At 65.8% G+C, this 24,959-nt stretch carries 22 protein-coding genes and 2 tRNA genes; 14 read left to right on the top strand and 10 right to left on the bottom strand.

Annotated features, from left to right (window positions below; all coding sequences use genetic code 11):
- Window positions 1-117 precede the first annotated feature (117 nt).
- From ACFVRO_RS03970 to rpmH, 8 genes are all read right to left on the bottom strand, one after another.
- Complete coding sequence (locus ACFVRO_RS03970) at window positions 118-1,089, bottom strand: ParB/RepB/Spo0J family partition protein (RefSeq protein WP_386949491.1); 972 nt, start codon at window positions 1,087-1,089, stop codon at window positions 118-120.
- Window positions 1,089-2,012: a ParA family protein gene (locus ACFVRO_RS03965; RefSeq protein ID WP_386949488.1), complete on the bottom strand. Its 924-nt coding sequence runs from the start codon at window positions 2,010-2,012 to the stop codon at window positions 1,089-1,091. The genes ACFVRO_RS03970 and ACFVRO_RS03965 overlap by 1 nt, the downstream gene beginning before the upstream one ends.
- A gap of 3,204 nt (window positions 2,013-5,216) precedes the next feature.
- The gene (gene rsmG / locus ACFVRO_RS03960; RefSeq protein ID WP_386949485.1) at window positions 5,217-5,840 is read right to left on the bottom strand and encodes a 16S rRNA (guanine(527)-N(7))-methyltransferase RsmG; all 624 of its coding nucleotides are present in this window, start codon (window positions 5,838-5,840) and stop codon (window positions 5,217-5,219) included.
- A gap of 28 nt (window positions 5,841-5,868) precedes the next feature.
- Window positions 5,869-6,360, bottom strand: coding sequence for a protein jag (locus tag ACFVRO_RS03955; protein ID WP_386949482.1), 492 nt, complete (start codon window positions 6,358-6,360; stop codon window positions 5,869-5,871).
- Window positions 6,357-7,436, bottom strand: coding sequence for a membrane protein insertase YidC (gene yidC / locus ACFVRO_RS03950; RefSeq protein WP_105673391.1), 1,080 nt, complete (start codon window positions 7,434-7,436; stop codon window positions 6,357-6,359). Before yidC ends, ACFVRO_RS03955 begins: the two co-directional genes overlap by 4 nt.
- 3 nt (window positions 7,437-7,439) lie before the next feature.
- The gene (gene yidD / locus ACFVRO_RS03945; protein ID WP_223585472.1) at window positions 7,440-7,790 is read right to left on the bottom strand and encodes a membrane protein insertion efficiency factor YidD; all 351 of its coding nucleotides are present in this window, start codon (window positions 7,788-7,790) and stop codon (window positions 7,440-7,442) included.
- On the bottom strand, window positions 7,787-8,131 hold the full coding sequence (gene rnpA / locus ACFVRO_RS03940; protein WP_105673393.1) for a ribonuclease P protein component: 345 nt from the start codon (window positions 8,129-8,131) through the stop codon (window positions 7,787-7,789). The genes yidD and rnpA overlap by 4 nt, the downstream gene beginning before the upstream one ends.
- 6 nt (window positions 8,132-8,137) lie before the next feature.
- Window positions 8,138-8,275 carry a 50S ribosomal protein L34 gene (gene rpmH / locus ACFVRO_RS03935; protein WP_045257399.1) on the bottom strand — a complete coding sequence of 46 codons (138 nt, stop codon included), beginning with the start codon at window positions 8,273-8,275 and terminating at the stop codon, window positions 8,138-8,140.
- Between the two features lie 318 nt (window positions 8,276-8,593).
- Between rpmH and dnaA the strand changes: the two genes are divergently transcribed.
- The 7 genes from dnaA to ACFVRO_RS03900 all read left to right on the top strand — a co-directional run bounded on the left by dnaA (window position 8,594) and on the right by ACFVRO_RS03900 (window position 18,851).
- Window positions 8,594-9,985, top strand: a complete 1,392-nt coding sequence (gene dnaA, locus ACFVRO_RS03930) for a chromosomal replication initiator protein DnaA (protein WP_105673394.1) — start codon at window positions 8,594-8,596, stop codon at window positions 9,983-9,985.
- A gap of 537 nt (window positions 9,986-10,522) precedes the next feature.
- On the top strand, window positions 10,523-11,665 hold the full coding sequence (gene dnaN, locus ACFVRO_RS03925; RefSeq protein ID WP_386949479.1) for a DNA polymerase III subunit beta: 1,143 nt from the start codon (window positions 10,523-10,525) through the stop codon (window positions 11,663-11,665).
- A 218-nt stretch (window positions 11,666-11,883) separates the two neighbouring features.
- Window positions 11,884-13,047 carry a DNA replication/repair protein RecF gene (gene recF, locus ACFVRO_RS03920; protein WP_386949476.1) on the top strand — a complete coding sequence of 388 codons (1,164 nt, stop codon included), beginning with the start codon at window positions 11,884-11,886 and terminating at the stop codon, window positions 13,045-13,047.
- Complete coding sequence (locus ACFVRO_RS03915) at window positions 13,040-13,537, top strand: DciA family protein (RefSeq protein ID WP_341940792.1); 498 nt, start codon at window positions 13,040-13,042, stop codon at window positions 13,535-13,537. The genes recF and ACFVRO_RS03915 overlap by 8 nt, the downstream gene beginning before the upstream one ends.
- A 119-nt stretch (window positions 13,538-13,656) precedes the next feature.
- A complete protein-coding gene (gene gyrB, locus ACFVRO_RS03910) occupies window positions 13,657-15,732 on the top strand; it encodes a DNA topoisomerase (ATP-hydrolyzing) subunit B (RefSeq protein ID WP_386949473.1) in 2,076 nt (691 codons plus the stop codon).
- A 171-nt stretch (window positions 15,733-15,903) separates the two neighbouring features.
- The gene (gyrA, locus tag ACFVRO_RS03905; RefSeq protein WP_344013736.1) at window positions 15,904-18,450 is read left to right on the top strand and encodes a DNA gyrase subunit A; all 2,547 of its coding nucleotides are present in this window, start codon (window positions 15,904-15,906) and stop codon (window positions 18,448-18,450) included.
- On the top strand, window positions 18,447-18,851 hold the full coding sequence (locus ACFVRO_RS03900) for a DUF3566 domain-containing protein (RefSeq protein ID WP_386949471.1): 405 nt from the start codon (window positions 18,447-18,449) through the stop codon (window positions 18,849-18,851). Before gyrA ends, ACFVRO_RS03900 begins: the two co-directional genes overlap by 4 nt.
- A gap of 51 nt (window positions 18,852-18,902) precedes the next feature.
- Here the strand turns inward: ACFVRO_RS03900 and ACFVRO_RS03895 are convergent, their stop codons facing one another.
- Window positions 18,903-19,613 (bottom strand): VIT family protein, encoded by a 711-nt coding sequence (locus tag ACFVRO_RS03895; RefSeq protein ID WP_386949469.1) that lies wholly within the window; start codon window positions 19,611-19,613, stop codon window positions 18,903-18,905.
- 117 nt (window positions 19,614-19,730) lie between these two features.
- Between ACFVRO_RS03895 and ACFVRO_RS03890 the strand changes: the two genes are divergently transcribed.
- From ACFVRO_RS03890 to ACFVRO_RS03860, 7 genes are all read left to right on the top strand, one after another.
- A complete protein-coding gene (locus ACFVRO_RS03890) occupies window positions 19,731-20,996 on the top strand; it encodes a histidine kinase (protein ID WP_386949466.1) in 1,266 nt (421 codons plus the stop codon).
- A complete protein-coding gene (locus tag ACFVRO_RS03885; protein ID WP_223585469.1) occupies window positions 20,984-21,673 on the top strand; it encodes a response regulator transcription factor in 690 nt (229 codons plus the stop codon). The genes ACFVRO_RS03890 and ACFVRO_RS03885 overlap by 13 nt, the downstream gene beginning before the upstream one ends.
- Window positions 21,670-22,548, top strand: coding sequence for a DUF4097 family beta strand repeat-containing protein (locus ACFVRO_RS03880; protein ID WP_386949464.1), 879 nt, complete (start codon window positions 21,670-21,672; stop codon window positions 22,546-22,548). The genes ACFVRO_RS03885 and ACFVRO_RS03880 overlap by 4 nt, the downstream gene beginning before the upstream one ends.
- A 98-nt stretch (window positions 22,549-22,646) precedes the next feature.
- Window positions 22,647-22,720: transfer RNA gene (locus ACFVRO_RS03875), tRNA-Ile, on the top strand.
- A 25-nt stretch (window positions 22,721-22,745) separates the two neighbouring features.
- Window positions 22,746-22,818, top strand: a tRNA-Ala gene (locus ACFVRO_RS03870).
- Window positions 22,819-23,147: 329 nt separating this feature from the next.
- Complete coding sequence (locus ACFVRO_RS03865; protein ID WP_386949462.1) at window positions 23,148-24,020, top strand: MerR family DNA-binding transcriptional regulator; 873 nt, start codon at window positions 23,148-23,150, stop codon at window positions 24,018-24,020.
- A 112-nt stretch (window positions 24,021-24,132) separates the two neighbouring features.
- On the top strand, window positions 24,133-24,492 hold the full coding sequence (locus tag ACFVRO_RS03860; RefSeq protein ID WP_386949459.1) for a VOC family protein: 360 nt from the start codon (window positions 24,133-24,135) through the stop codon (window positions 24,490-24,492).
- 43 nt (window positions 24,493-24,535) lie between these two features.
- Here ACFVRO_RS03860 and ACFVRO_RS03855 read toward each other — a convergent pair whose 3' ends face one another.
- Window positions 24,536-24,940 carry an Imm70 family immunity protein gene (locus ACFVRO_RS03855; protein WP_386949457.1) on the bottom strand — a complete coding sequence of 135 codons (405 nt, stop codon included), beginning with the start codon at window positions 24,938-24,940 and terminating at the stop codon, window positions 24,536-24,538.
- Between the last annotated feature and the right edge of the window lie 19 nt (window positions 24,941-24,959).

The following is a 24,959-nucleotide window of genomic DNA, read 5'->3' as shown; positions in this document are numbered from 1 at the left end:
ATTCCACCCTCCGTCATGACCACCGGCGACGGCGCCGGTGGTCAACACACTTGCACAACGAAGAACCCCGCGCCACAGGTTTCTGCAGCGCGGGGTTCATCGTGGTCTCGGCGGTCGTCAGCTGCGGCCGTAGCCCTCTTCGCCGAGCTCATCGAGGATGCGATTCAGGTCCTGGATGGATGCGAAATCAATCGTGACCTGGCCTTTGCGTGCACCGAGGCTGATCTTCACCCGGGTGTTGAGCCTGTCGCCCAGCTTTCCGGCGACCTCGTCGAGGTACGCGCGGCGGGCGCCGGGAGTCGGCTTCGCGGTGCGGCCGGGCGTGGCCGGCTCGGTCTTCGCCGCCACCTCTGTCGCGCGGACCGACAGGTCTTCGTTGACGACCTTGTCGGCGAGCCGCTGCATCGCCTCCGGCGTCTCCAGGCTCAGGATGGCGCGGGCATGGCCGGCGCTCAGCACACCGGCGGCGACGCGCTGCTGCACGGGCACGGGCAGCTTGAGCAGGCGGATCGTGTTGCTGATGCGCGGACGCGATCGTCCGATGCGGGTCGCGAGCTCCTCCTGCGTGATGCCGAAGTCCTCGAGCAGCTGCTGGTAGGCGGATGCCTCTTCCAGAGGGTTCAGCTCCGACCGGTGCAGGTTCTCGAGCAGAGCGTCTCGAAGCAGGTCCTCATCGGCCGTCTCGCGGACGACCGCGGGGATCGACGTGAGTCCCGCCTCGCGGGCCGCGCGCGTACGGCGCTCGCCCATGATGAGCTCGTAGGCCCCGTCGCTGTTCCTGCGCACGACGACGGGCTGCATGACGCCGAACTCGCGCACGCTGTGCACCAGCTCTGCGAGGTGCTCCGTGTCGAAGTGCGTGCGCGGCTGACGAGGGTTGGGAACGATCTCATGCGGGTCGATCTGGATCAGGTGGATGCCGGGGATCGCCTCGAGCTCGGGCTCAGCCTCCTCGACGGGCTGCGCTGCAGCCTCTTCGACCTTCTTGATGGACGCCCCGGGGAAGAACACATCCACCGGACGCTCTGCCTGATCAGCGGTGGGGATGAGGGCGCTGATCCCCCGACCCAGCCCAGTGCGCTTCGCCATCATTTCTCCTTGCTCTGCGCCGCTGTGCGCGACGCGATCTCGACGGCGGCCTCGCGGTACGCGATCGCACCGGCGGACTGCCCATCGTAGGCGATCACGGTCTGTCCGAAGCTCGGCGCCTCCGAGACCCGCACCGAGCGCGGGATCACGGTGTCGAGCACCTGCGTCGGGAAGTGAGTGCGCACCTCTTCGGCCACCTGGTGGGCGAGGCGGGTGCGTCCGTCGAACATCGTGAGCAGGATGGTCGACAGGTGCAGCCCGGGGTTCAGGTGCTTCTGGATCATCTGGATGCTCCCGAGCAGCTGACTCAGTCCCTCCAGGGCGTAGTACTCGCACTGGATGGGGATGAAGACCTCGGATGCCGCCGTGAAGGCGTTGATCGTCAGTAGCCCCAGAGACGGAGGGCAGTCGATGATGACGAAGTCCATCGGGTTGCTCTCGAGGTAGTCGAGCAGAGCACGACGCAGCCGGTGCTCACGAGCGACCTGGGCGACGAGCTCGATCTCGGCGCCGGCGAGATGAATCGTGCTCGGCGCGCAGAAGAGGTTCTCGTTTTCGGGGCTCTGCTGCACGATGTCTGCGAGAGGGAACTCATCGATCAGCACGTCGTAGACGCTGGGGACCTCCGCACTGTGAGGCACCCCCAAGGCGGTGGACGCGTTGCCCTGCGGGTCGAGGTCGATCACGAGGACCTTGGCGCCGAGTCCAGCGAGGGCTGAGGCGATGTTCACCGCCGTCGTGGTCTTGCCCACGCCGCCCTTCTGGTTCGACACCGTGAGGATGCGGGTGTCACCGCTGAAGTCGATCGAGACGTCTTCGAGAACCCTGCGGCGGGCAGAGAGGTCTGCGAGCTCCCGCGCGAGCGGCGTATCCATCCCGAAGGTGTTCGGTGATGCCTTTTCGGATTGTTTCACGTGAAACATCCACTCCTTTCGGGGCCGGGTTCGAGTCTAATCGCTACAGGCGACGTGGCTGAGCGGAGATGTAGGGCCTGGGGACTACTCACTGCGGATTTGCGGGCTGTCCTGGGTATCTTCAGAACTGCTCGTCGCGGTGTGAAGTCACTGGCAGGTGTGTTGCTCTGGCGACATCGGAGTCTCTGCCTGCGCCAAGGTGTGCTCGCAGCTGGGCGCCAATCGGTGCCTGTGGTTGCGGCGTCGCTCCAGTCTCGGCAACACGCCGGTGCGCCCGCCTTGCATCGCCGTTGGTGACGCCGTGATGCGGCACCACCCCCTAGCGAACTCTTGCATCGCGTTCGTCACGTTGGCCGACTTCATCTGCGAGTCGATGTACGTGGAGCCGCGGGGTGAATCCTGTGATTTTTCACGTGACACGGGGGACGAATCGACCTCTCTTCTGGACTGTCGCATCGCGTTCGTGGCGCCGCATCTGGGAGTCTGTGGACGGAGAGTAGCTAGGTGTCTCCTGTGATGATTCACGTGAAGCGGCGGTCGGATCCACTCCTTCCACACTGTCCCATGACGTTGGTCACGCCGCCCGGCATCTGCTGGGAGTCTGTGGACGAAGGGCATATGAGGCGCCCACAAGATTGCTTCACCTGAAGGGGTGGTCAGCTCCTCCCCCTTTCGCCCTCTCGCGAGGCCGTTGGTCACGCCGATCGTCAGCCTCTGCGACTAGGCGGGTGCACAGCAGAGGGGGTGTGGCTCATGTGATGCTTCACGTGAACGGTGGTCAGAGCCATCATCTTCAGCACTGTCGCATGACTTTCGTCACGTCGATCAGAATCATCTGGGAGCCTGTGTACGAAGAGTGGATGGGGGGACACAAGTCCGTTTCACGTGAAACGGTGGTCAGGGCCACCATCTTCTGCACTGTCGCATCACGTTCGCCATGCCAGCCGAGCTTGTGGACGAAGAGTAGATGGGGGACACAAGTCCGTTTCACGTGAAACGGTGGTCAGGGCCACCATCTTCAGCGCAGTCGCATCCCTTTCGTCATGCCGGCCTGGCATCTGAGAGTTTGTGGACGAGGACTAGATAGGCGGATCACAAGAGTGTTTCACGTGAAACGTTGGCCAAGTACTCCCCCCCTCCCCACTTTCGAGAGGCGCTGGCCACGCTGGTCGTCGGCCTCTGCGACTCGGTAGACGCAAAGCAGAGGGGTGGCCACGTGAAGTGTCACCTCATCAGTGGTCGTGGCCAGCATGCTCAGCACTGTCGCACCACGTTCGCCGCTCCGGCCAGGATCATCTGGGGTCCGTGAGGCGCAGAGGAGAAGGATGACTCGTGCGTTGTTTCACGTGAAACTGTGGTCGATCTCGCTATCTCACCCATCTCCCACAGCCGCCAGGCCTGCATTCTTCCCCGCATAAGGCCGGGGACCAACCATCGGCCACTGCCAACCGGACACCGGACCACGTCACCGCGCGCAAGACCCCACAATCCGGTGCCGCACGCCTCACCACTGTCCATTCCGTCGCCGCTTCACCCCTCACGCCTCACCTCTCAGGCCTCACCACTCACCCCTCACCACTCACTACTCGGCCATACATCCCGTTAGACAGAAACGAGATCCCCCAAGACGGCCCATGAACGACAGCAGGCGCGTCGTTTCACGTGAAACATGAGCGGACGGACTGCACTTAACTCTCTGTGGGCATACTCACCATCCCTCCCCCGCTGTTCTTCATGGAAGCCGCCTTCACCCGCGCACAGTACCCAGAGCCAGTCAACGAGTGGTGATCCTTCGTGCATCGGTGCACCCCACGAGCGATCAGAGCGCGGTGCGGTCGTCGATGCACGTTCTCCGCCCAATCCGATTCGGCTCGGGGTTGAACAGACTCCGTGACACGACCATCGACCCAAGATCTCATTGAGCCCTCGGCTACTGGGGTGGGCTCCTCACTAGCAAAGGAGGCAATCGTAATGTGAGTGCGTGGCTACGTTTCATGTGAAACAGTCCGAGCACGACGTCTGTACGTTAGTCCCGCACCGTCAACTGGACGAAGGCCAGGCTGCGCGGTCGGCAGAGTCCTCTGTCGTGGTAGCGGACTTCTTCACCGTGGTGATGTCATCAGCACCACAGCACGCTGGATCAACTCAGGACGACCGCTTCGCACGCCTCCTCCGCGTCCACTAGTCCCCCGCAAGCGCGCGGCTTTCACCAATCAGAGGAGCCTTCCTCGCCTTCTTGGGACGTTGACCTCGCCATCAAGCGAGCTCAGAAAGGTCCAGTGAAACCCGCCTCGATACCGCGTCTCTTCGTAGGAGCCTTCCTTTGTTTCACGTGAAACGTACGCTCCCTACCTACGTCCTTCGCGAAACTCACGAATGCGCCTGTGCCCACACTGAAACCGCCAGCTGGGTAAAGCCCTAGCCGTTTGCACCTAGTTCTGAGCAATGCGTGAAAGACATCATCGCCGTTTCACGTGAAACACTCACGTCGCGCGCAGTCATCCCCGAAACGCGCACGAGGTCACGGCATCACCCGGAAACATCCGAACTAGCGTGCCGAATGGCGTCTACGCCTACGCCTACGCCTACGCCTACGCCTACGCCTACGCCTACGCCTACGCCTACGCCTACGCCTACGCCTACGCCTTGATTGTGTGCCGAAGGACCTAAAGCAAAGGATGTTTCACGTGAAACATCCTTTGGGTACCCCCCCCAGCACGCCGCGCCCTTCTCCACCGTAGGAACCAACCAGTTCCGCAGGAAACGCGGAGCAATCACGCCCGGGCAGACTACCTACAGCCGGGACTCACGCGTCAGTAGCGGCGCTATCCAGCGAGCGCGACTCCCAGCGAGGGGAACATATCCTCAGCATCGACATCTCAGAGCGCAACTCACTTCCAGCACCCCGGACATTCGCGGAAGACGCCTTCCCGGGGAGAATCAGACCGACGCAAGAACTGCCTCTGTTCAGCCGGCCCGGAGTGCACCGATACACGCGTACAAGGAACGCAGAGACATCCATCGCACACGAAAGCAGCGCGAAGTGACCCTCGCGTGCTTCAACGGACAAGGCCGACTCACCCAGTCCCGGTATCCACCGCGAGTACCCAGGCCGTCAAGCAGGAGAAGACCAGACGGAGGCCGCGATTCCTCCACCGACGAGAACCGCAGCACTCATCCACATCGATGTTTCACGTGAAACATCGACCCTGATCAGCGAACGCGAGCTCGCACGACTCGAGTCGTCTCGGTGAGAACACCCTCGCCGAGGACCTCAACTCGCACATCCGCCAGGCGGAACTTCTTGATCTGCTTCTGCGCCGCGTCGATCTCGTTCGCGGCGTTGAGCCCCTTGAGGAGAGTGAGCTCTCCTCCGTCACGCACCAGGGGTGCAGTCAGCGGGATCAACGTACGCAACGCGCTGACCGCCCGGGCGGTGACGACGTCGAAACCCTCTGGGCGGCGCACGTCCTCGGCGCGAGCGCGGAGCACCTCCACGTTCGAGAGGTCCAGTGACGATACCTGCTCGTTGAGCCAGGTCACGCGGCGCTCCATCGGCTCGATGAGCGTCCACCGCACATCCGGACGGGCGATCGCGAGAACCACACCGGGAAGGCCGGCGCCGGATCCGATGTCCGCAACCGAACCGTGGAACAACGGTGCGGCGATCACACTATTGAGAACGTGCCTGGTCCACAGGCGAGGGAGCTCCAGCGGACCGATAAGGCCTCGCTCCTCCCCCTCACGCGCGAGCGCCTCCGTGAAGGAACGGGCGACATCGATGCGATCGCCGAACAGCTCGGCCGCGATCGCGGGCTCGACCTCGACGTCACTCATGACTGGACTCGCAGAATCATGTGAGATCTCAGCGACGACGCAGTACGGTGTGGCGATCCGCGCCCTCACCGTACGACTCCGAGACAAGCCCCTGATCAGCGGCAATATCGTGGACGAGCTTGCGCTCGTAGCTCGACATCGCAGGCAGAGAGGCCTGTGATGCCCCATCATCCAGCTTGGCGGCGGCGGCATTCACGAGCGTCTCGAGCTGACGACGACGCGTGTCGCGCGAACCACCGATGTCGAGGATCAGGCGCGAAAATGCACCTGTCTTGTTCTGCACGGCCAGGCGGGTCAGCTCCTGCAGAGCCTGCACGGTGTCGGGGGCCGAGAGCAGCGACAGACCATCGCCCTCCGCCTCGACCGACACATAGGCTCGGCCCTGTCGAACGTCGAGGTTCAGATCACCGTCGATGTCGGCGATGTCCAGCAGCTCCTCGAGGTAGTCGGCGGCGACGTCGCCCTCGTTCTCCAGCTGAGCGATGGTCGGCTCGACCGCCTCGGTCAGGTTCTCGCTCATGCGCCGGATCCCTTCTTCTTCGCACGCTTCTTGCCCACGGGCTGCTGCCTCTTCGGGGCCTCGGCCTTGGCCTTCTCGACCTCTTCGACGAGACGCTGCTGCTCCGCCTCGAACACCGCCATGGGAACGACTTTGCCGGAGGAGTCGATCGCCTTGCCCTTGCGGGCCAGTCGCTCCTCGCGGGCCTTCGCCGCTTCAGAACCGGGCGTCGGCATCTCGCGGATGACCAGGAACTGCTGACCCATCGTCCACAGGTTCGAGATGAACCAGTACACGACCACGCCGAGCGGGAAGAACACACCCGAGAAGATGAAGCCCAGCGGCAGGATGTAGAGCATGATCTTCTGCATCTGGTACGCCTGGCCCGTCTTGGCCTCGGGCGACAGGTTCTTCGAGATGATCTGCAGCTGAGTGAAGAACTGCGAGCCGATCATGAGCACGACGAGCGTGACCAGGATGATGATCGCCGTGGTGTTCTGCTTCTCCCACGCGTTGCCGAGAGTCTCGTGCAGAGACGCGACACCGAAGAGCTTGGCGTCGTAGAACTCCTTCGTCAGCTCCGGGCTGAGGAGACCGACACCACCCAGACCAGCCTCAGCGTGCTTCTTGACGTCGCTCAGCACCGAGTACAGCGAGAAGAACACCGGCATCTGCACGAGGAGCGGAAGACAGCTCGACATCGGCGTCGTGCCGTGCTTCTTGTACAGGGCCATGGTCTCGCGGCTCATCGCCTCACGGCTGAGCTGGTCCTTCTTGCCGCGATACTTCTCCTGTACTTTTCGCAGTTCAGGAGCGATTTCCATCATCTTCCGCTGGCTCTTGATCTGCTTCACGAAGAGCGGGATCAGAGCAGCGCGGACGACGATCACGAGTCCGACGATCGACAGCACCCAGGTCAGACCGGATGCCGCGGGGAGTCCGACGGTCGTGAGGAGCCAGTGCCAGGCGACGAGCACGAGCTCGACGAGCCACTTCAGCGGCCAGAGGATCGTGCCGAGCAGGTCGAAGCCGCCGGACGCAGCTCCTGACGGAGACGGAGACGGCGTGGCCGCAGCGAGCAGGAGGTCAAGACCCACTGTTCAGTCCTTTCGGGCAGGGACGACGAAACCGTGTGAAGTCAGGTCGTAGCGGAAGTGTTCATGCGGACGAACGTCGTCGACGCCGCCGCGAGTCCAGGGATTGCAGCGGAGGATGCGCCATGCCGAGAGCAGCGTTCCCCGCGCGGCGCCGTGCTGTTGCACCGCACCTACAGCGTAGGCGGAACAGGAGGGGTAGTACGCGCACACGTCGCCGTACATCGGTGAGATCACCCTGCGGTATCCGGTGAGGAACCCGAGCACGAGGTTCCGAGGGATCAACGGGATGCTGCGGATCAGGTCATGCGCATCGAAATGCGCCGATCCGATCGACGAGGCGGGAAGCGCGCTCATGCCGTCACCCGGTTCAGGCGTCCGAGACAGCGGTTCACTTCGGTGCTGAGCTCCGCGTAGCTCGCCGTCGCGGATGCAGGAAGGGCACGGATGACGACATCCGTGCCCTCTGGAACCAGCGGCAGGGCCTCAGCGCAGACTGCTTTGAGTCTGCGACGGACGGTGTTGCGCACCACGGCGCCACCCACCTGCTTGCTGATGATGAATCCGAACCTCGCGGCTCTGCTCTCGCCCGTCGACAACATGGACGTTACGACGCGCGACCCGCCACAACGGGATCCGCGTCGAACGACCAGTCGATAGTCGCTCCCGCGGGTCAACCGAAAGGGGCGGGCGAGCACAGCGGGTTACGCAGAGAGCTCGACGCGGCCCTTCCCGCGGCGAGCCGACAGGATCGCGCGGCCGGCGCGGGTGCGCATGCGGGCACGGAAACCGTGCTTCTTGGCGCGGCGGCGGTTGTTGGGCTGGAAGGTGCGCTTGCTCATGGGATCACTCCGGGAATGCTGTCACCGGAACCATTTCGACCGGAGACATAGGGAACTGCCGTTCAGGCATAAGTCAACCGACTAAGGGTACGTCTTGACGGCGCGCAGAGCAAATCTGCGCGCTCAGAGGCCAAGGGGCGACCACGATCCGCACAGCTATTATCCACAACCTGTGCGTCCTCGCGAGACGCAACACGCCCGCGGATTTTCAAGGGCAGGTTGCCGTTCTCAGCCCAGGTGACTACCGTGGCATCCGAAGTTATCCACAGGGGGGACGCGATTCCGAGCATCCCTCCTCGATCCCCTGCCCGGAGCGTCATGTCCTCACCTGCCCAGCCCGACGTTCCGATCTGGACCACGGTGCAGGATCTGCTGGAGGCTGACGACCGGGTCACGCCGCAGCTGCAGGGATTCCTCAGCCTCGCCGTGCCGGCGGGCGTCATGGCCGCGACCCTCTATCTCGAGGTGCCCAACGACCTCACCGCCGCCCAGATCAACAAGCGGCTGCGGCTGCCGATCATGGAGGCCCTCGCCCATGTCGGCGAGGACGTCACCTCGTATCGCGTCGTGGTGAACCATGAGCTCGCGGAGCAGCCGACGGCACCCATCGCGGTCCCCGACTACGGGCGTCAGGAGTCTCAGCGGCCTGAGTCGCCGATGGAGCAGCCCACCCCGCTCCGCCACGAATCGCGCCTGAACCCGAAGTACACCTTCGACAACTTCGTGATCGGCCAGTCCAACCGCTTCGCCCATGCCGCAGCGGTCGCGGTCGCGGAGGCTCCGGCCAAGGCCTACAACCCGCTCTTCATCTACGGGGACTCCGGGCTCGGCAAGACCCACCTCCTTCACGCGATCGGCGACTACGCGCAGTCGCTCTACGCCGGGGTGAAGGTGAGGTACGTCTCCAGCGAGGAGTTCACGAACGACTTCATCAACTCGATCGCGAACAACCGCGGAGCCGCGTTCCAGGCGCGCTACCGCGAGGTCGACATCCTCCTCATCGACGACATCCAGTTCCTGCAGGGTCGCGCCGAGACCCAGGAGGCGTTCTTCCACACCTTCAACACGCTGCACGACCACAACAAGCAGGTCGTGATCACCAGCGATGTGGCGCCCAAGCTCCTCACGGGCTTCGAGGACCGGATGCGGAGCCGCTTCGAGTGGGGTCTGATCACCGACGTGCAGGCTCCCGACCTGGAGACGCGCATCGCGATCCTGCGCAAGAAGGCGCAGAGCGAGTCCCTCCACATCCCCGACGAGGTCCTGGAGTACATCGCGACCGTCGTCTCCTCCAACATCCGCGAGCTGGAGGGCGCACTCATCCGCGTCTCGGCGTTCGCGAGCCTCAACCGCTCGGCGCTCGACATCTCCCTCGCCCAGACCGTGCTGCGCGACATCGTGGACACGGCGGAAGACAACGTCATCTCGCCGACCGACATCATCACGGCCACCGCGCAGTACTTCAAGCTCACCGTCGACGACCTCTACGGCTCGAGTCGATCGCAGCAGATCGCGACCGCACGGCAGATCGCCATGTATCTGTGCCGTGAGCGGACGAGCCTCTCGCTCCCGAAGATCGGGCAGCTGTTCGGCAACCGCGACCACACCACCGTCATGTACGCGTACAAGAAGATCAGCGAGCTCATGAAGGAGCGGCGCTCGATCTACAACCAGGTGACGGAGATCACCACGCAGCTCGGCCGCCGCTGACGGCCTCGACACACGTCTTCCGACGAAAAGGGGGACACGGCATCCGTTCGGGCGCTGTGTCCCCTTTTTTCCGACTTGACAGCCCTCTGAGCGATCGGATATCACGTTTTCACACATGTGGATAACTTGTGGATGAATGGTGTTTCGGTCGGGACGGATGTGGGGTTAACGGGAGAACCTGTGGATAACTACGGGAGTGTCCACAGGTCGACGGATGCTGCGAACCCGCGGATTCCTCAGGGATTCCACAAGTGACACGCGTGTAGTTCCTTACTCGCGACTGCTTTCCACCGAGTTATCCACAGTATCCACAGCTGTTAACACTGTTAAGGAGTTAACCCGTCTTAAGCGCGATCCGATCACCAGACGGTGCGGAGAAGCCGCGGCGGCCCTTCGAATCACAAGTCGTAGGGAAGTGTTCGACTGTGGGGCTACCATGGGAAGCCCTGCACCGGCAGGAGCGATCACGTCTTGTCATTCGACGACGATGTGGCTGTCAAGAACGACCGAGTCATCAAGAAACGACGAGGAGCACCCGTGAGGTTTCAGGTCAACCGCGATGTCTTCAGCGAGGCTGTCTCCTTCGTGGTCAAGCTGCTCCCGCAGCGCAACCCTCAGCCGATCCTCGCCGGTGTGCTGATCGAAGCCGACGGATCCGGTCTCACGCTCTCGGCGTTCGACTACGAAGCATCCGCTCGCACCACGATCGAGGCCACCGTCGACACGCCTGGCACGATCCTCGTGCACGGCCGACTGCTCTCCGACATCGCCAGCCGCCTCCCGAACGCGCCGATCGAGATCGCCGTCGAGGAAGACGGCGGGATCACCGTCACCTGCGGTTCCGCACGATTCACCCTCGCGGCGATGCCCGTCGAGGAGTACCCGTCGATCCCCGAGGTCTCCGGGTCCTCCGGTGTCGTGCCGGCTGACGACTTCGGCACCGCGATCTCGCAGGTCGGCTTCGCGGCATCCCGCGACGATGTCACCCCCGTCCTCACCGGTGTGCAGCTCGAGGTCTCGGGCCAGAGCCTCAGCCTCGTGGCCACCGACCGGTACCGCGTCTCGCTCCGCGACGTCCCGTGGGACGGCGCCGAGGTCGAGAGCACTGCGCTCGTCCCTGCTCGCACGCTCGTCGAGGTCGGCAAGACCTTCGGTCACGCCGGCACGATCCAGGTCGCGTTCTCCGGAGCGGGCGACCGCGAGATCATCGCCTTCACCGCGGGCAACAAGACCGTCACGTCGCTGCTGATCAAGGGCAACTTCCCGCCGGTCCGCCGCCTCTTCCCCGAGCAGACCGACCACTACGCGGTCGTCAACACCGCCGACCTCATCGAGGCCGTTCGTCGTGTGTCGCTCGTGCTCGACCGTGCCGCTCCGCTGCGCTTCACCTTCTCGAGCGACAGCGTGACGATGGACGCGTCCGGCAGCGAGCACGCCAGGGCATCGGAGTCGGTCGACGCCATCCTGCACGGTGGCGACGAGGTCACCCTCGGACTCAACCCGCAGTACCTCATCGAGGCGCTCGGCGCGGTGAAGAGCGAGTTCGTGCGGGTCACGTTCACGTCCAGCGACAACGCGAACAAGCTGAGCCCGGTGCTCATCACCAGCCAGACTTCGGTCGACCAGGCCGGACTCGACTCGTTCAAGTACCTGCTCCAGCCGAACCTCCTCCTGCGCTGATCCGCAGCGGCATCACGCCTCGCCGAACGCTCGGATCAGGCGTCCTCAGGATCGTTCCTGACGACGGTTTTCCGGCCCCCGCGTGGCGGGCCCGGCCGAGAAGGCCGAAAATCGCCTCTCAGACGGATCCTCCGCCACCCCGCGGAACCGTCCAGGGGCTCAACCGGGTGGGCAGCAGGCCGAGATCGACTGTCGGACCCGAAAGGTAGGCTGACTCCGTGATTGTGGAGCACCTGAGTCTGGTCGATTTCCGCAATTACGCGACCGCAGAACTCACCCTCCACCGCGGACCGAACGTGCTCGTCGGCCGCAACGGACAGGGCAAGACGAATCTGGCCGAAGCGGTCGTGTTCCTGGCCACCCTCGGCTCGCATCGGGTGTCGTCGGATGCGCCGATGGTGCGCGACGGCCAGGAGTTCGCGATCATCCGCGCCCGGCTCTCCCACGGAGAGCGCAAGGTCCTCGCCGAGGTCCAGCTGAACAGGCAGGGCTCCAACAAGGCGCGCATCAACGGGTCGCCGTCGAAGACCAGCGAGCTGCCGCGGTACGCCCACGTGGTGCTGTTCGCTCCGGAGGATCTGCAGATCGTCCGCGGCGACCCCTCGTCGCGTCGACGATTCGCCGATCAGCTCCTCATCCAGCGCACGCCCCGCATGTCCGCCGTGCTCGTCGACTACGACCGCGTGCTCAAGCAGCGCACCGCACTGCTGAAATCGGCGCGGGCCCGCGGCATCCGCGGGGAGGCCCTCACGACCCTGGATGTCTGGGACGACAAGTTGGTCTCCCTCGGTTCGGAGATCATCGTCGCGCGCCAGCGGCTCGCGACCGATCTGCAGCAGCCCGTGGCCGATGCATACGCGGCGATCGTCGGCGCCGATCACCGTCCCCAGCTGGAATGGGCGCTCTCCGTGCGCGGAGGCGACCCCGAAGACGGACAGGACGATGCCGTCACGGAGACCACTGGCGATATATCGGAGATGTTCCGCGCGTCACTCGCTGCCAAGCGCACGCAGGAGCTCGATCGCGGACTCACCCTGACCGGACCGCATCGCGACGACCTCGTCCTCCGCGTCCGCGACCTACCCGTCAAGGGCTACGCCTCGCACGGAGAGTCCTGGTCGGTCGCCCTCGCCCTGCGTCTCGCCTCGGCCGAGCTGCTCCGCAACGAATCGCCCGCCGGGGACCCCGTGCTGATCCTCGACGACGTGTTCGCCGAGCTCGACGCCGATCGGCGTCAGCGGCTGGCCTCCCTCACGTCCGGTTACGAGCAGGTGGTGGTCACCGCGGCCGTGGAGGAGGATATCCCCGAGGTGCTGCACGCGCACGTGGTGCGCATCACCGCCGGGACCATCAGCGACGAGCGGGAGGAGAGCCATGACTGACATCGCCGCGGCATCCGACACCCCGGAGACCGTCGCCACCTACCTGCGGCTGCGGGGCCTCAAGCCCAGCGCGAAGAACTGGAAGCGCAAGCGGCGCATCGCGGACGATGACGAGAACGCGCCGTTCACGCCGGGGCGCGACCCCGGCTCTCTCGGGGCGGTGCTCGACAAGCTCACCCGTGACTCCGGCTGGCAGACGACCCTGGCCCGTGAAGACCTGGTGCTTCAGTGGGCCGAGCTCGCCGGATCCGACACGGCCAAGCACTCCGAGCCGGTGTCTCTCGAGCGCGGGCTCCTCACCGTGAAATGCGACTCGACGGCGTGGGCGAAGAACCTCCAGTACATGCGGGCGACCATCCTCACCGAGATCGGCAGGAGGTATCCGGATGCCGGCGTCCAGAACCTCCGCTTCATCGGACCGGACGTCCCCTCTTGGAAATGGGGTCCCAGAGCCGTTCCAGGGCGGGGCCCACGCGATACCTACGGGTAGGGGACCAGATATGGGGTCCGAATCGCTCAGAAGGGCACACACGGCGTTCTAGCGCACATATCGAGACGAAAACCCCTTAGAATGGGAGTTCGTAATATCGATGTGGAGAATGCCCTCTGATGACGCCTGAATCCCCTGCTGACGAGACGGAATCGACCAACGGGGGAACCCCCGAGAACGAGGGCACCACTGCACCCGCACCCAAGGCGCAGCAGCCCGGTGAGTACGGCGCGGACTCGATCCAGATCCTCGAGGGTCTCGAGGCGGTCCGCAAGCGCCCCGGTATGTACATCGGCTCCACGGGTCCGCGTGGTCTGCATCACCTGGTGTACGAGATCGTCGACAACTCCGTCGACGAGGCGCTGGCCGGGTACGCCGACACGATCTTCGTGACGCTGATGGGCGACGGCGGAGTCCGCGTCGTCGACAACGGCCGCGGCATCCCCGTCGACCCGCACTCGTCCGACCCGTCGAAGTCGACCGTCGAGGTCGTCCTCACGATCCTGCACGCCGGCGGAAAGTTCGGCGGTGGCGCCTATGCCGTCTCCGGCGGTCTGCACGGCGTCGGCTCCTCTGTGGTGAACGCGCTCTCCACGCGCTTCGACGTCGAGGTCAAGCAGAAGGGCTTCGCCTGGCGCCACAGCTTCGCGAACGGCGGCGTGCCGCAGCAGCAGCTCGAGAAGGGCGAGGCGACAGACGAGACCGGAACGAGCATCACGTTCTGGCCGGATGCCGAGATCTTCCAGGAGACGGTCGACTTCGACTACGACACGCTCCGCACCCGCTTCCAGCAGATGGCGTTCCTGAACAAGGGACTCCGCATCGAGCTGAGCGACGAGCGGCCCGACTCCGCGTACGAGACGGAGGAGGACGGCCAGGCTGTCACGAAGCAGCCGAACGACGTGTTCTTCTACGAGCGCGGACTCGTCGACTACGTGGAGTACCTGAACCGGGTGCGCCACGCCGAGGTCGTCAACGACGAGATCATCGCCTTCGAGTCGGAGGACACCGAGCGCAAGATCTCCCTCGAGGTCGCGATGCAGTGGACGACCTCGTACACCGAGAACGTGTTCACCTACGCGAACACGATCAACACCCACGAGGGCGGCACGCACGAGGAGGGCTTCCGTGCGGCGCTGACCACCCTCGTGAACAAGTACGCCAGGGCGAACAACATCATCAAGGAGAAGGACGACAACCTCTCCGGAGACGACGTCCGCGAGGGGCTGACCGCGGTCATCTCGATCAAGCTCGGCGAGCCGCAGTTCGAGGGTCAGACCAAGACCAAGCTCGGAAACACCGAGGCGAAGGCTTTCGTGCAGAAGGTCGTGGGCGACCAGCTCGGCGACTGGTTCGAACGCAACCCGAACCAGGCGAAGAACGTCATCCGCAAGGCCATCGACGCCGCGACCGCTCGTCTCGCCGCCCGCAAGGCGCGTGAGACGGCCCGTCGCAAGAGCGTCTTCGAGTCGGCCGCGATGCCCGACAAGCTCAAGGACTGCACGAGCAAGGACCCGTCGATCAGCGAGATCTTCCTCGTCGAGGGTGACTCCGCAGGCGGTTCGGCCGTGCAGGGTCGCGACCCGCACACCCAAGCGATCCTGGCGCTGCGCGGCAAGATCCTCAACGTCGAGCGCGCGCGTCTCGACAAGGCCCTGGGCAACAAGGAAGTCCAGGCGATGATCCAGGCCTTCGGCACGGGCATCGGCGAGGAGTTCGACATCGAGAAGGCGCGATATCACAAGATCGTGCTGATGGCGGATGCCGACGTCGACGGCCAGCACATCACGACGCTGCTGCTCACGCTGCTGTTCCGCTACATGCGCGGACTCATCGAGGCGGGCTTCGTCTACCTCGCGATGCCGCCGCTGTACCGCCTGAAGTGGTCGAACTCGGCTCACGAGTACGTCTTCAGCGACGCCGAGCGCGACGCCCTGCTCAAGCACGGCCTCGACAACGGCAAGCGCATCCCGAAGGATGCCGGCATCCAGCGCTACAAGGGTCTCGGCGAGATGAACCCGAAGGAGCTGTGGGAGACCACGATGGATCACTCCACCCGCACGCTCCAGCAGATCACCATCGAGGATGCCGCGGCGGCCGACGAGATCTTCAGCGTGCTGATGGGTGAGGACGTCGAGTCCCGACGCAGTTTCATCCAGCGAAACGCCAAGGACGTCCGCTTCCTCGACATCTGATCCCCACATACACACACACGCGAATCGGAGGCTACCGCCACGCATGACGTGAGGACGCAGGGATGCCGCGGAGCGAGCATCGGGAGGGGCCCGCGAAGCGGGAGGGTCCCCGCTCTGCGAGCGAAGCGGCATCCCGGAGTCCGGTAGCCACAAAAGAATCGAACGAGAACTATGACTGACGACATCCGCCCCGAGCCGGAACACGAACACGGCAAGATCGACCAGGTCGACCTGCAGTCGGAGATGCAGCGCAGCTACCTCGACTACGCGATGGCCGTGATCGTCGGCCGCGCGCTCCCCGACGTGCGCGACGGCCTCAAGCCCGTGCACCGCCGCGTGATCTACGGCATGTACGACGGCGGATTCCGCCCCGACAAGTCGTTCTCGAAGTGCGCGCGCGTCGTCGGCGAGGTCATGGGTCAGTACCACCCGCACGGCGACTCGGCGATCTACGACGCCCTCGTCCGTCTGGTGCAGCCGTGGTCGCTGCGGTATCCGCTGGCCCTCGGCCAGGGCAACTTCGGCTCCCCCGGCAACATGGGCGCCGCAGCCCCCCGGTACACCGAGACCAAGATGGCCCCGCTCGCGCTCGAGATGGTGCGCGACATCGAAGAGGACACGGTCGACTTCACCGACAACTACGACGGTCAGACCCAGGAGCCGACGGTCCTCCCCGCCCGCTTCCCAAACCTGCTCGTCAACGGTTCGGTCGGCATCGCGGTCGGCATGGCGACCAACATCCCGCCGCACAACCTCCGCGAGGTCTCGGCCGCCGCTCTCTGGGCGCTGGACAACCCCGGCATCTCCCGTGAGGAGCTCCTCGAGGGACTGATCCAGCGCATCCCCGGTCCTGACTTCCCGACCGGCGCGCAGATCCTCGGCACCAAGGGCGTCCACGAGGCGTACCGCACCGGCCGCGGCTCGATCACGATGCGCGCCGTCGTCAACGTCGAGGAGATCCAGGGTCGCACCTGCCTCGTCATCACCGAGCTCCCGTACCAGGTCAACCCCGACAACGTCGCGGTGAAGATCGGCGACCTCGCCCGTGACGGCAAGATCACCGGCATCGCCGACATCCGCGACGAGTCCTCCGACCGCACGGGTCAGCGTCTCGTCGTCGTCCTCAAGCGGGATGCCGTCGCCAAGGTCGTGCTGAACAACCTCTACAAGCACACGCAGCTGCAGGAGAACTTCGGCGCGAACATGCTCGCGATCGTCGACGGGGTGCCGCGCACCCTCGCGATCGACGGGTTCGTGACGAACTGGATCACCCACCAGCTCGAGGTCATCGTCCGTCGCACCCGCTTCCGCCTGGCCAAGGCCGAGGCGCGCATGCACATCCTGCGTGCGTACCTGAAGGCGCTCGACGCGCTCGACGAGGTCATCGCGCTCATCCGCCGCTCGCCCACGGTCGACGAGGCGCGCAGCGGACTGAAGGCGCTGCTCGACATCGACGACGACCAGGCCGACGCCATCCTGTCGATGCAGCTCCGCCGCCTCGCGGCCCTGGAGCGTCAGAAGATCCTCGACGAGGCCGCTGAGCTCGAGGTCCAGATCGCCGAGTACAACGCGATCCTCGCCGACGAGGCGCTGCAGCGCGACATCATCCGCGAGGAGCTCACCGGCATCGTCGACCGCTTCGGCGACGACCGTCGGACGCACATCCTGCACGGCTTCGACGGCGACGTCTCGATGGAAGACCTCATCGCCGAGGAGGAGATGGTCGTCACCGTCACCCGTGACGGGTACATCAAGCGCACGCGCAGCGACAACTACCGTTCGCAGCACCGCGGCGGCAAGGGCATCAAGGGCGCGCAGCTGCGGGCGGATGACATCGTCGAGCACTTCTTCGTGACGACGACGCACCACTGGCTGCTGTTCTTCACCGACAAGGGTCGCGTCTACCGCTCCAAGACCTACGAGGTGCCGGAGTCAGGGCGCGACGCGAAGGGCACGCACGTCGCGAACCTGCTCGCGCTGCAGCCGGGCGAGAAGATCGCGCAGATCCTCGACATCCGCGACTACGAGGTCGCCGAGTATCTGGTGCTCGCGACGCGCAACGGCCTGGTCAAGAAGACGAGCCTGTCGAGCTACGACACCAACCGTCAGGGCGGGGTCATCGCGATCCGTCTGAACGATGACGACGAGCTGGTCTCGGCGCTCATGGTGAACGCCGAGGACGACATCCTGCTGATCAGCCGCAAGGGCATGTCGGTCCGCTTCAGCGCGACCGATGAGGCGCTCCGTCCGATGGGCCGAGCGACCGCCGGCGTCAAGGGAATGAAGTTCCGCGACGGCGACAGCCTGCTCTCGGCATCCGTCGCCGCCCCCGGCCAGTACGTGTTCGTGGTCACCGACGGCGGCTACGCGAAGCGCACCGCGATCGACGAGTACCGGGTCCAGGGACGCGGCGGATTCGGCATCAAGGTCGCCAAGCTGAACGACGATCGGGGCACTCTCGCGGGTGGTCTGATGGTCGCGGAGGACGACGAGGTCTTGGTGGTTCTGTCCAGCGGCAAGGTGGTACGCTCTGCCGTGGCCGAGGTCCCCGCAAAGGGCCGCGACACCATGGGAGTGGTGTTCGCACGGACCACGGACGCAGACCGCATCCTCGCGATCGCCCGCAACGGCGAACGAGGACTCGGTGAGGACGAGGCCGAGACGGATGCCGACCCCGCGGCTCCCGAGACGACAGACACCCCTGAGGAAAACGCATGAGCACAGTAGCCGACAAGCTGGCGAAGAAGTCCACGCGCAAGACCAGCGGCAAGCAGGTCCGCCTGCGCTTGGTCTACATCGACTTCTGGTCGGCCGTGAAGCTCTCCTTCCTGGCGGCCGTCGCGCTCGCGATCGTCACCATGGTGTCGTTCTTCCTGATCTACATGGTGCTGCAGGCCACCGGCGTCCTCACGCAGGTCGACGGCTTCGTCTCGAGCTTCACCGACAACAGCGTCCGTCTGTCGGAGGTCGCCGGCCTCCCGCAGGTCATGGCCTTCGCCGCGGTCGTCTCGATCCTCAATCTGATCGTCGTGACGGTGCTCGGCGCCGTCGTCGCCGGCATCTACAACCTGGCGGTCAAGGTCACGGGCGGACTGCTCGTCGGCTTCATGTCGAACTGATCTTCACAGAGAACGAAGGGCGGATGCTGCGTCATCCGCCCTTCGTCGTTCTCAGGCGATGCCCGTGGTGCCGAGCAGCGTGCCGATCAGCCAGGTCGCGGCGAGGGCGAGCGCGCCGCCGAGCACGAGACGCACCGAGGCGCGCACCGGTTTCGACCCGCCGATCCTCGCGCTCACCGCACCCGTGACGGCGAGGGCGACGAGCACGGCGACGAAGGTGACGGGCACCCGCCACGCCGGCGGTGGCAGCAGGATCGCGAGCAGCGGCAGCAGGGCTCCGAGAGTGAAGGCGATGGCGGAGGACAAGGCGGCATGCCAGGGGTTGACCAGGTCGTCCTGATCGATGCCGAGCTCGACCTCGAGGTGCGCCGAGAGCGCGTCGTGGGCGGTCAGCTCCTCGGCCACCTTGCGGGCGGTGTCCTCGCTGAGGCCCCGGTCCCGATAGAGCGAGGTGAGCTCCGCGAGCTCCTGCTCGGGGAGGGTGCGCAGCTCCTCCTTCTCCTTCGCGATGAGCGCGCGCTCGCTGTCGCGCTGGCTGCTGACCGACACGTACTCCCCGAGCGCCATGGAGATGGCGCCGCCGACGAGTCCCGCGATCCCCGCCGTGAGCAGTGCCGCGTTGTCGGTCGTGGCGCCGGCGACGCCGACCACGAGCGACGCGACCGAGACGATGCCGTCGTTCGCGCCGAGCACCCCCGCTCGCAGCCAGTTCAGCCGCTGGCCGAGTCCTGCACCGTGCGCTTCGCCTTCATGAGTGGTCATGAGGCCAGTGAACCAGAGACCCGGGGAGCCGGCGATGGTACAGGGTAGGGAAAACCCGAAGCCGAGTGTCCGGGTGCCTCCGTGTCGCGGGTCGCGGCGTCACCGTACCTTGGGACTATGACCACACAGACTGCGACCCCACTGCCGGAGGGCACGGCGAGACCGCCGTTGCGGATCCTCCTGACGATCCTCCATCTCGCCGCGCTCGGCGTTCTGGGCGCAGGCATCTTCGGAATGCTGACCGGCCTGTTCGGCGCCGGACTCGGGCTCCTCTTCGCCTTCGGCATCGGCATCTTCCTGCTGATCGGCCTCGTCTACGCGCTCTTCGGCCTCGGCTGGTTCGAGGTGGCGCGAGTCGGTTCGCTGTACCGCGTGCCGGTGGCGCCGCTGCGTCGCCGCACGAGCGATCGCCCCGGCTTCAGCGGATGGGCCCGCTCCCTCGGGCGTCAGGTCATCGACGGCCGCATGTGGCGGGCGCTCGCGAACTTCACGCTGGCGTGCATCGCCGGCGTGATCGTGCTGCGCCTGTTCTGGACCCTCGTCTGGTCGGGCATCATCTCCTTCGCCCCGCTCGCGGGCGACGGAGAGGTGGACGGCCCGTTCGGCTCCCTCGTGGATGCGGCATGGGCTCCGGTGATCGGTGCGCTCGGCGTCGTGCTGAGCGCCGCCGGCATCGTCGGTCTCGCCCTGCTGCACCGCACGCTGTCGCTCGCGATCGTGGCGCAGAGCCGCGAGGCCGAGCTCACCGAGCGCGTGCGCACCACGACCGCGCAGCGCGAGGGCGCCGTGCGGGCGGCCGACCTCGAACGCACCCGCATCGAGCGCGACCTGCACGACGGCGTCCAGCCGCGGCTCGTCTCCGTCGGCATGACGCTGGGGCTCGCGCATCAGAAGATCGACGACGACCCGGCAGCCGCGAAGGACCTCATCGCCGAGGCGCACACCTCGACGAAGGCGGCGATCACCGAGCTGCGGCAGCTGGCCCGCGGCATCCACGCCTCGGTCCTCGACGACCGCGGACTGGACGCTGCCCTGTCGGCCCTCGCCAGCCGCTCCCACATCCCCGTGAATCTCGACGTCCGCATGGACGGACGCTGCAGCCGTGAGGCCGAGGCCGCCGTGTACTTCGCGATCGCCGAGTCGCTGACCAATGCCGCCAAGCACTCCCGTGCGAGCGAGGCGCGGGTGACCGTACGGCTTCGCGAGGGAGGCACACTGTGGGCTCGCGTCGAAGACAACGGCATGGGCGGCGCGCAGGTGCAGCCCGGCGGTGGACTCGACGGCATCGCCAACCGCATCCTCGCCGCCGGGGGCACGTTCCGCCTCGACAGCCCTGCGGGCGGACCCACCAGCCTGGAGGTGAACGTGCCATGCGCATCCTGATCTGCGAGGACTCCGTCCTGCTGCGCGAGGGACTCGTGCGACTGCTCGAGGACGCCGGCCACCAGGTGGTCGCCGCTCTCCCCGACACCGATGGCCTCGCCGAGGCGGTGGCGGATGCCGCGCCCGAGCTGTGCATCCTCGATGTGCGCCTCCCGCCGACGTTCACCGACGAGGGGATCCGTGCCGCGCTCGCGCTGCGGGCCACCGACCCCGCGCTGCCTCTGCTCGTGCTGTCGCAGTACGTCGAGGAGCGCTACGCATCCGACCTCATCGCCGCACAGGGTGGCCCCCTGGGCTACCTGCTGAAGGACAGGGTCGCCGACGTGTCGGAGTTCCTGGAGTCGGTCACCCGCATCTCCGAGGGCGCGACCGTGCTCGACCCCGAGGTCGTCGCGCAGCTGCTCACGAGACGCAACAAGGACGACCGGATGCTGCGGCTCACCGAGCGCGAGCGCACCGTGCTGGCGCTGATCGCGGAGGGAAAGTCGAACCAGGCGATCGCCGCGCTGCTCTTCCTCTCGGAGGCGAGCGTCGAGAAGCACATCACCTCCATCTTCCAGAAGCTGGGCTTCGAGCCGGACGAGTCGGGCAACCGCCGTGTGCTCGCCGCCCTCGCCCACATCGAGAACACCGGCGGCCCGACGCCGCCCGCAGGCCAGACAGGAGCCGCACGATGAGCACCGAGCAGAACCCCCTCACTCCCCCTCCCGCGTCTTCGCCGGCTCAGGCACCGGTTCCGGCCCAGCCTCAGGCTGCGACTCCGCGACCGGGCGGGACGAGCTGGATCACCGTCACGCTCGCCGTGATCGGCGGGATCGCACTGGTCGGCACAGGCGCGACGGCAGCGGTCGCCGCATCCGGAGATCTGTCTCGCAGCGACACGGTGCTGGAACTCGACGTCACGGGCGTCTCGGAACTCGACCTCAACGCGAGCGCGAGCGATGTGCGTGTCGAGTTCGGCGACGTCGACCAGGCGCAGCTCGCCGTGACCGGCGGCCGCGGCGGCCCCTGGACGCTGCAGCGCGACGAGGACGAGCTGCTCGTCCGCGGACCGGAGACGGTGTTCGGCTGGTGGTTCGGCGGCTGGTTCGACGACGACCGCTCGGTCGTGCTGACCCTTCCGTCCGAGCTGCAGGGGCTCGACGCGTCCTTCACTCTGAGCGCGGGCAGCCTCGACGTCACGGGGCGCTTCGGGGAGCTCGACACCGAGCTGTCGGCAGGCGACCTGAACATCTCCGGGTCGGCGTCGTCTCTCGACGCCGACGTGAGCGCCGGCAGCGCCGACATCCTCCTCGACGGCGTGCGCGAGGCCGACTTCGCCGTATCGGCCGGCGACCTCACGGTCGAGCTCACCGGTGCGGCGCCGAGCGAGACCTCGATCGACGTGAGTGCGGGCGGTCTGGACCTGAGCGTCCCCGCCGGCGAGTACAACATCACCCAGAACGTGAGCGCGGGAACGCTCGACAACAGGCTCGACCACTCCTCGAGCTCACGGAACTCGATCGATGTGACCCTCTCCGCTGGCACGGTCACGCTGCGTCCGGGCAGATGATCGAGAGGCGGATGCCGGGCCGAAACGCCCGGCATCCGCCGCACACCCGCCTCGATTCGGATTTTGTCGGATCTTCCGGTAAAGTCTTGGAGGTTGACGGGGCTATAGCTCAGGCGGTTAGAGCGCTTCACTGATAATGAAGAGGTCCCAGGTTCAAGTCCTGGTAGCCCCACCCTTAACTCAAGAAATCCCCATGAGGGGCCTTAGCTCAGTTGGTAGAGCGCCTGCTTTGCAAGCAGGATGTCAGGAGTTCGAATCTCCTAGGCTCCACAGAGATGCGAAGAGGGCCCGAGCGAATGCACGGGCCCTCTTCGCATCTCTATATGGCTGAGTGATTCGGGGAGGAGTCGGAGCGGAGCACCGACGACGGAGTCTCCTAGGCTCCCCCACACGGAGTCTCCTAGGCTCCCCCACACGGAGTCTCCTAGGCTCCCCCACACGGAGTCTCCTAGGCCCCTCCACACAGAGCACCTTCTCCTCCCGTCGGGAGGAGATCTCACGCTCGGGCTGAGGTTCGTGCGTCATTTCTCCGTCCGAGAGTGCGTTCTCCTCCCGGACGTGCGGTGCCCCCATCATCCCACGACTGGCATCATGAACCCATGACCGCGTACGAGGACACCCACCCCGCACGGCGTCCGCCGGAACACGACGGTTCGGCTCCGCTGCTGAACATCGGTGCCTTCTCCCGCTACGCCGGTCTGAGCGTGCGGATGCTGCGGCACTACGACGATCGGGGCGTGCTGATCCCGGCCGTGGTCGATCCCTTCACCGGATACCGGCGCTACACCGCCGAACAGCTGCGGATCGCGGGGCGCATCCGTTCGTTGCGCGATGCGGGGTGCGGCATCGCGCTGATCATGGAACTGCTGCCCCTGTATGAGGAGTCTCCCGCGGTGCTCCGGGATCGGCTCGAGGTGCATATCGCCGGTCTCGAGGAGGCGGCTCGTCAGCTCGCGGCGCAGAGAGACCTCGCACTGACCCTGGCCGCAGACCTCGGATCGACCGGATCGGTGGTGAGCGAGCGGCTGTTCCCGTCCGCACGCGTACTGCAGCTGCGGCGCACTGTCGCCTGCTATCCGGCCGAGGGCGAGCTGTGGGCGGATCTGCGGACTCTGATGGCTTCCGCGGCCGGCGTCGACCCCTCCGGGTTCGGTGACCTGGTCGGTGCGACCTACTTCGACGAGGAGTATCGCGACGAGGATGTGGAGATGGCGATCTGGCGCGACTATCGCGGCTCCTTCACACCGCAGGGCGGATTCGAGGTGGTCGACCTTCCCGCACAGAGGGTGGCGTGGACGACCCACCACGGCGGGTTCGACGGTATCCATCGGGCGACCGAATCGATCGGCGCGTGGATCGCGACGCAGGGTCGCACGCAGGTCGGTCCTCTCTTCAACGTCTACGTCGTCGGGCCGGGTCGCGAGGCGGACCCCGACAAGTGGGTGACCGAGGTCAACGTCCCCATCGGCTGACCCGTCAGAGCGGTCAGCTTCTCGTGGCTTGACCCTCGCACAGTGGTAGATCTCAGACTCGATCCGAGCGCATCGCATCGGGCGATGCCGCGGATCGGAAGGACGATCGCAGATGAGCGAGTCGAGCATGAACACCGTGAACTACTTCGAGGTCGGCACGCCGGACCCCGAGGCGGCGAGGGCCTTCTACGGACAGGTCTTCGGCTGGGAGTTCGGACCGGCCGGACCCGCCGGATACGCCATGGTGAACGGGAACGCCGGTGGACTGTGGGACACCAGCGGGATCGGATCCGGAACGTGGGCCGTGTTCTACGTCGAGGTGGCAGACGTCGAGACGAGCGTCGCCGCGGCGATCGCGAACGGGGCTCAGATCGTGCTGCCCCCGGTGGACAACGGTGCGATCATCTTCGCGCACCTCTCCGATCCGGCGGGCAACCGTTTCGGAGTCTGGCAGCGCAAGAACGCCAACTGAACGGCAGGCGAGAGTGCGGTCGAGTCATGCTCGTCCGCACTCGTCAGCCGATCGCGATCGTCCGCTCCAGTCGTCTGCCGGCATCCAGCGCGATCGTGAGAACGTCGAGCAGATGCCGTCCGTCCGAGGTGATGAAGTAGTTCGCGAGGTCGGTGATCGTGGGGGCGATCACGTGGCCCCAGGGCGGCGCGGCGGTCGGATCGTCGATGTCCCAGACGACCGCGGACGGCGGGAGCTGACGTAGGCCTCTCCTGACAAGATCGAGCTCCGCGATCGCTGCATCGACGTGCGTGGCCTCGAGGCTGCCCGCCTGGTACAGCGTGGCGAGGTGGGGGAACCGGGTTCCGCGTGCTCCGCTCTCCAGACGCACGGTGATGGTGTCGAAGAAGGCGCCGAGAAATGCCGCCGTGCCGATCGGATACGCGATCGGCCCTACTCGCAGGCTCACACCCATGTCCTCCCCTTTC

Origin of the sequence: Microbacterium sp. NPDC057944, from assembly GCF_042887445.1 — a bacterium.
Lineage (GTDB): Bacteria > Actinomycetota > Actinomycetes > Actinomycetales > Microbacteriaceae > Microbacterium > Microbacterium natoriense.
Note: the sequence above shows the minus strand (reverse complement) of the source record. Positions and strands in the feature narration are given on the sequence as shown.

Excerpts from the sequence above, each read along its gene's own strand:
- yidD (WP_223585472.1), bottom strand. The coding sequence starts at position 7,790 with ATGAGCGCGCTTCCCGCCTCGTCGATCGGATCGGCGCATTTCGATGCG.
- ACFVRO_RS03915 (WP_341940792.1), top strand. The coding sequence starts at position 13,040 with ATGACTGACATCGCCGCGGCATCCGACACCCCGGAGACCGTCGCCACC.
- ACFVRO_RS03900 (WP_386949471.1), top strand. The coding sequence starts at position 18,447 with ATGAGCACAGTAGCCGACAAGCTGGCGAAGAAGTCCACGCGCAAGACC.
- ACFVRO_RS03970 (WP_386949491.1), bottom strand. The coding sequence starts at position 1,089 with ATGGCGAAGCGCACTGGGCTGGGTCGGGGGATCAGCGCCCTCATCCCC.
- ACFVRO_RS03965 (WP_386949488.1), bottom strand. The coding sequence starts at position 2,012 with ATGTTTCACGTGAAACAATCCGAAAAGGCATCACCGAACACCTTCGGG.
- ACFVRO_RS03860 (WP_386949459.1), top strand. The coding sequence starts at position 24,133 with ATGAGCGAGTCGAGCATGAACACCGTGAACTACTTCGAGGTCGGCACG.
- gyrB (WP_386949473.1), top strand. The coding sequence starts at position 13,657 with ATGACGCCTGAATCCCCTGCTGACGAGACGGAATCGACCAACGGGGGA.
- ACFVRO_RS03955 (WP_386949482.1), bottom strand. The coding sequence starts at position 6,360 with ATGAGCGAGAACCTGACCGAGGCGGTCGAGCCGACCATCGCTCAGCTG.
- rsmG (WP_386949485.1), bottom strand. The coding sequence starts at position 5,840 with ATGAGTGACGTCGAGGTCGAGCCCGCGATCGCGGCCGAGCTGTTCGGC.
- gyrA (WP_344013736.1), top strand. The coding sequence starts at position 15,904 with ATGACTGACGACATCCGCCCCGAGCCGGAACACGAACACGGCAAGATC.
- ACFVRO_RS03865 (WP_386949462.1), top strand. The coding sequence starts at position 23,148 with ATGACCGCGTACGAGGACACCCACCCCGCACGGCGTCCGCCGGAACAC.
- ACFVRO_RS03890 (WP_386949466.1), top strand. The coding sequence starts at position 19,731 with ATGACCACACAGACTGCGACCCCACTGCCGGAGGGCACGGCGAGACCG.
- ACFVRO_RS03895 (WP_386949469.1), bottom strand. The coding sequence starts at position 19,613 with ATGACCACTCATGAAGGCGAAGCGCACGGTGCAGGACTCGGCCAGCGG.
- rpmH (WP_045257399.1), bottom strand. The coding sequence starts at position 8,275 with ATGAGCAAGCGCACCTTCCAGCCCAACAACCGCCGCCGCGCCAAGAAG.
- ACFVRO_RS03880 (WP_386949464.1), top strand. The coding sequence starts at position 21,670 with ATGAGCACCGAGCAGAACCCCCTCACTCCCCCTCCCGCGTCTTCGCCG.
- dnaA (WP_105673394.1), top strand. The coding sequence starts at position 8,594 with ATGTCCTCACCTGCCCAGCCCGACGTTCCGATCTGGACCACGGTGCAG.
- ACFVRO_RS03885 (WP_223585469.1), top strand. The coding sequence starts at position 20,984 with ATGCGCATCCTGATCTGCGAGGACTCCGTCCTGCTGCGCGAGGGACTC.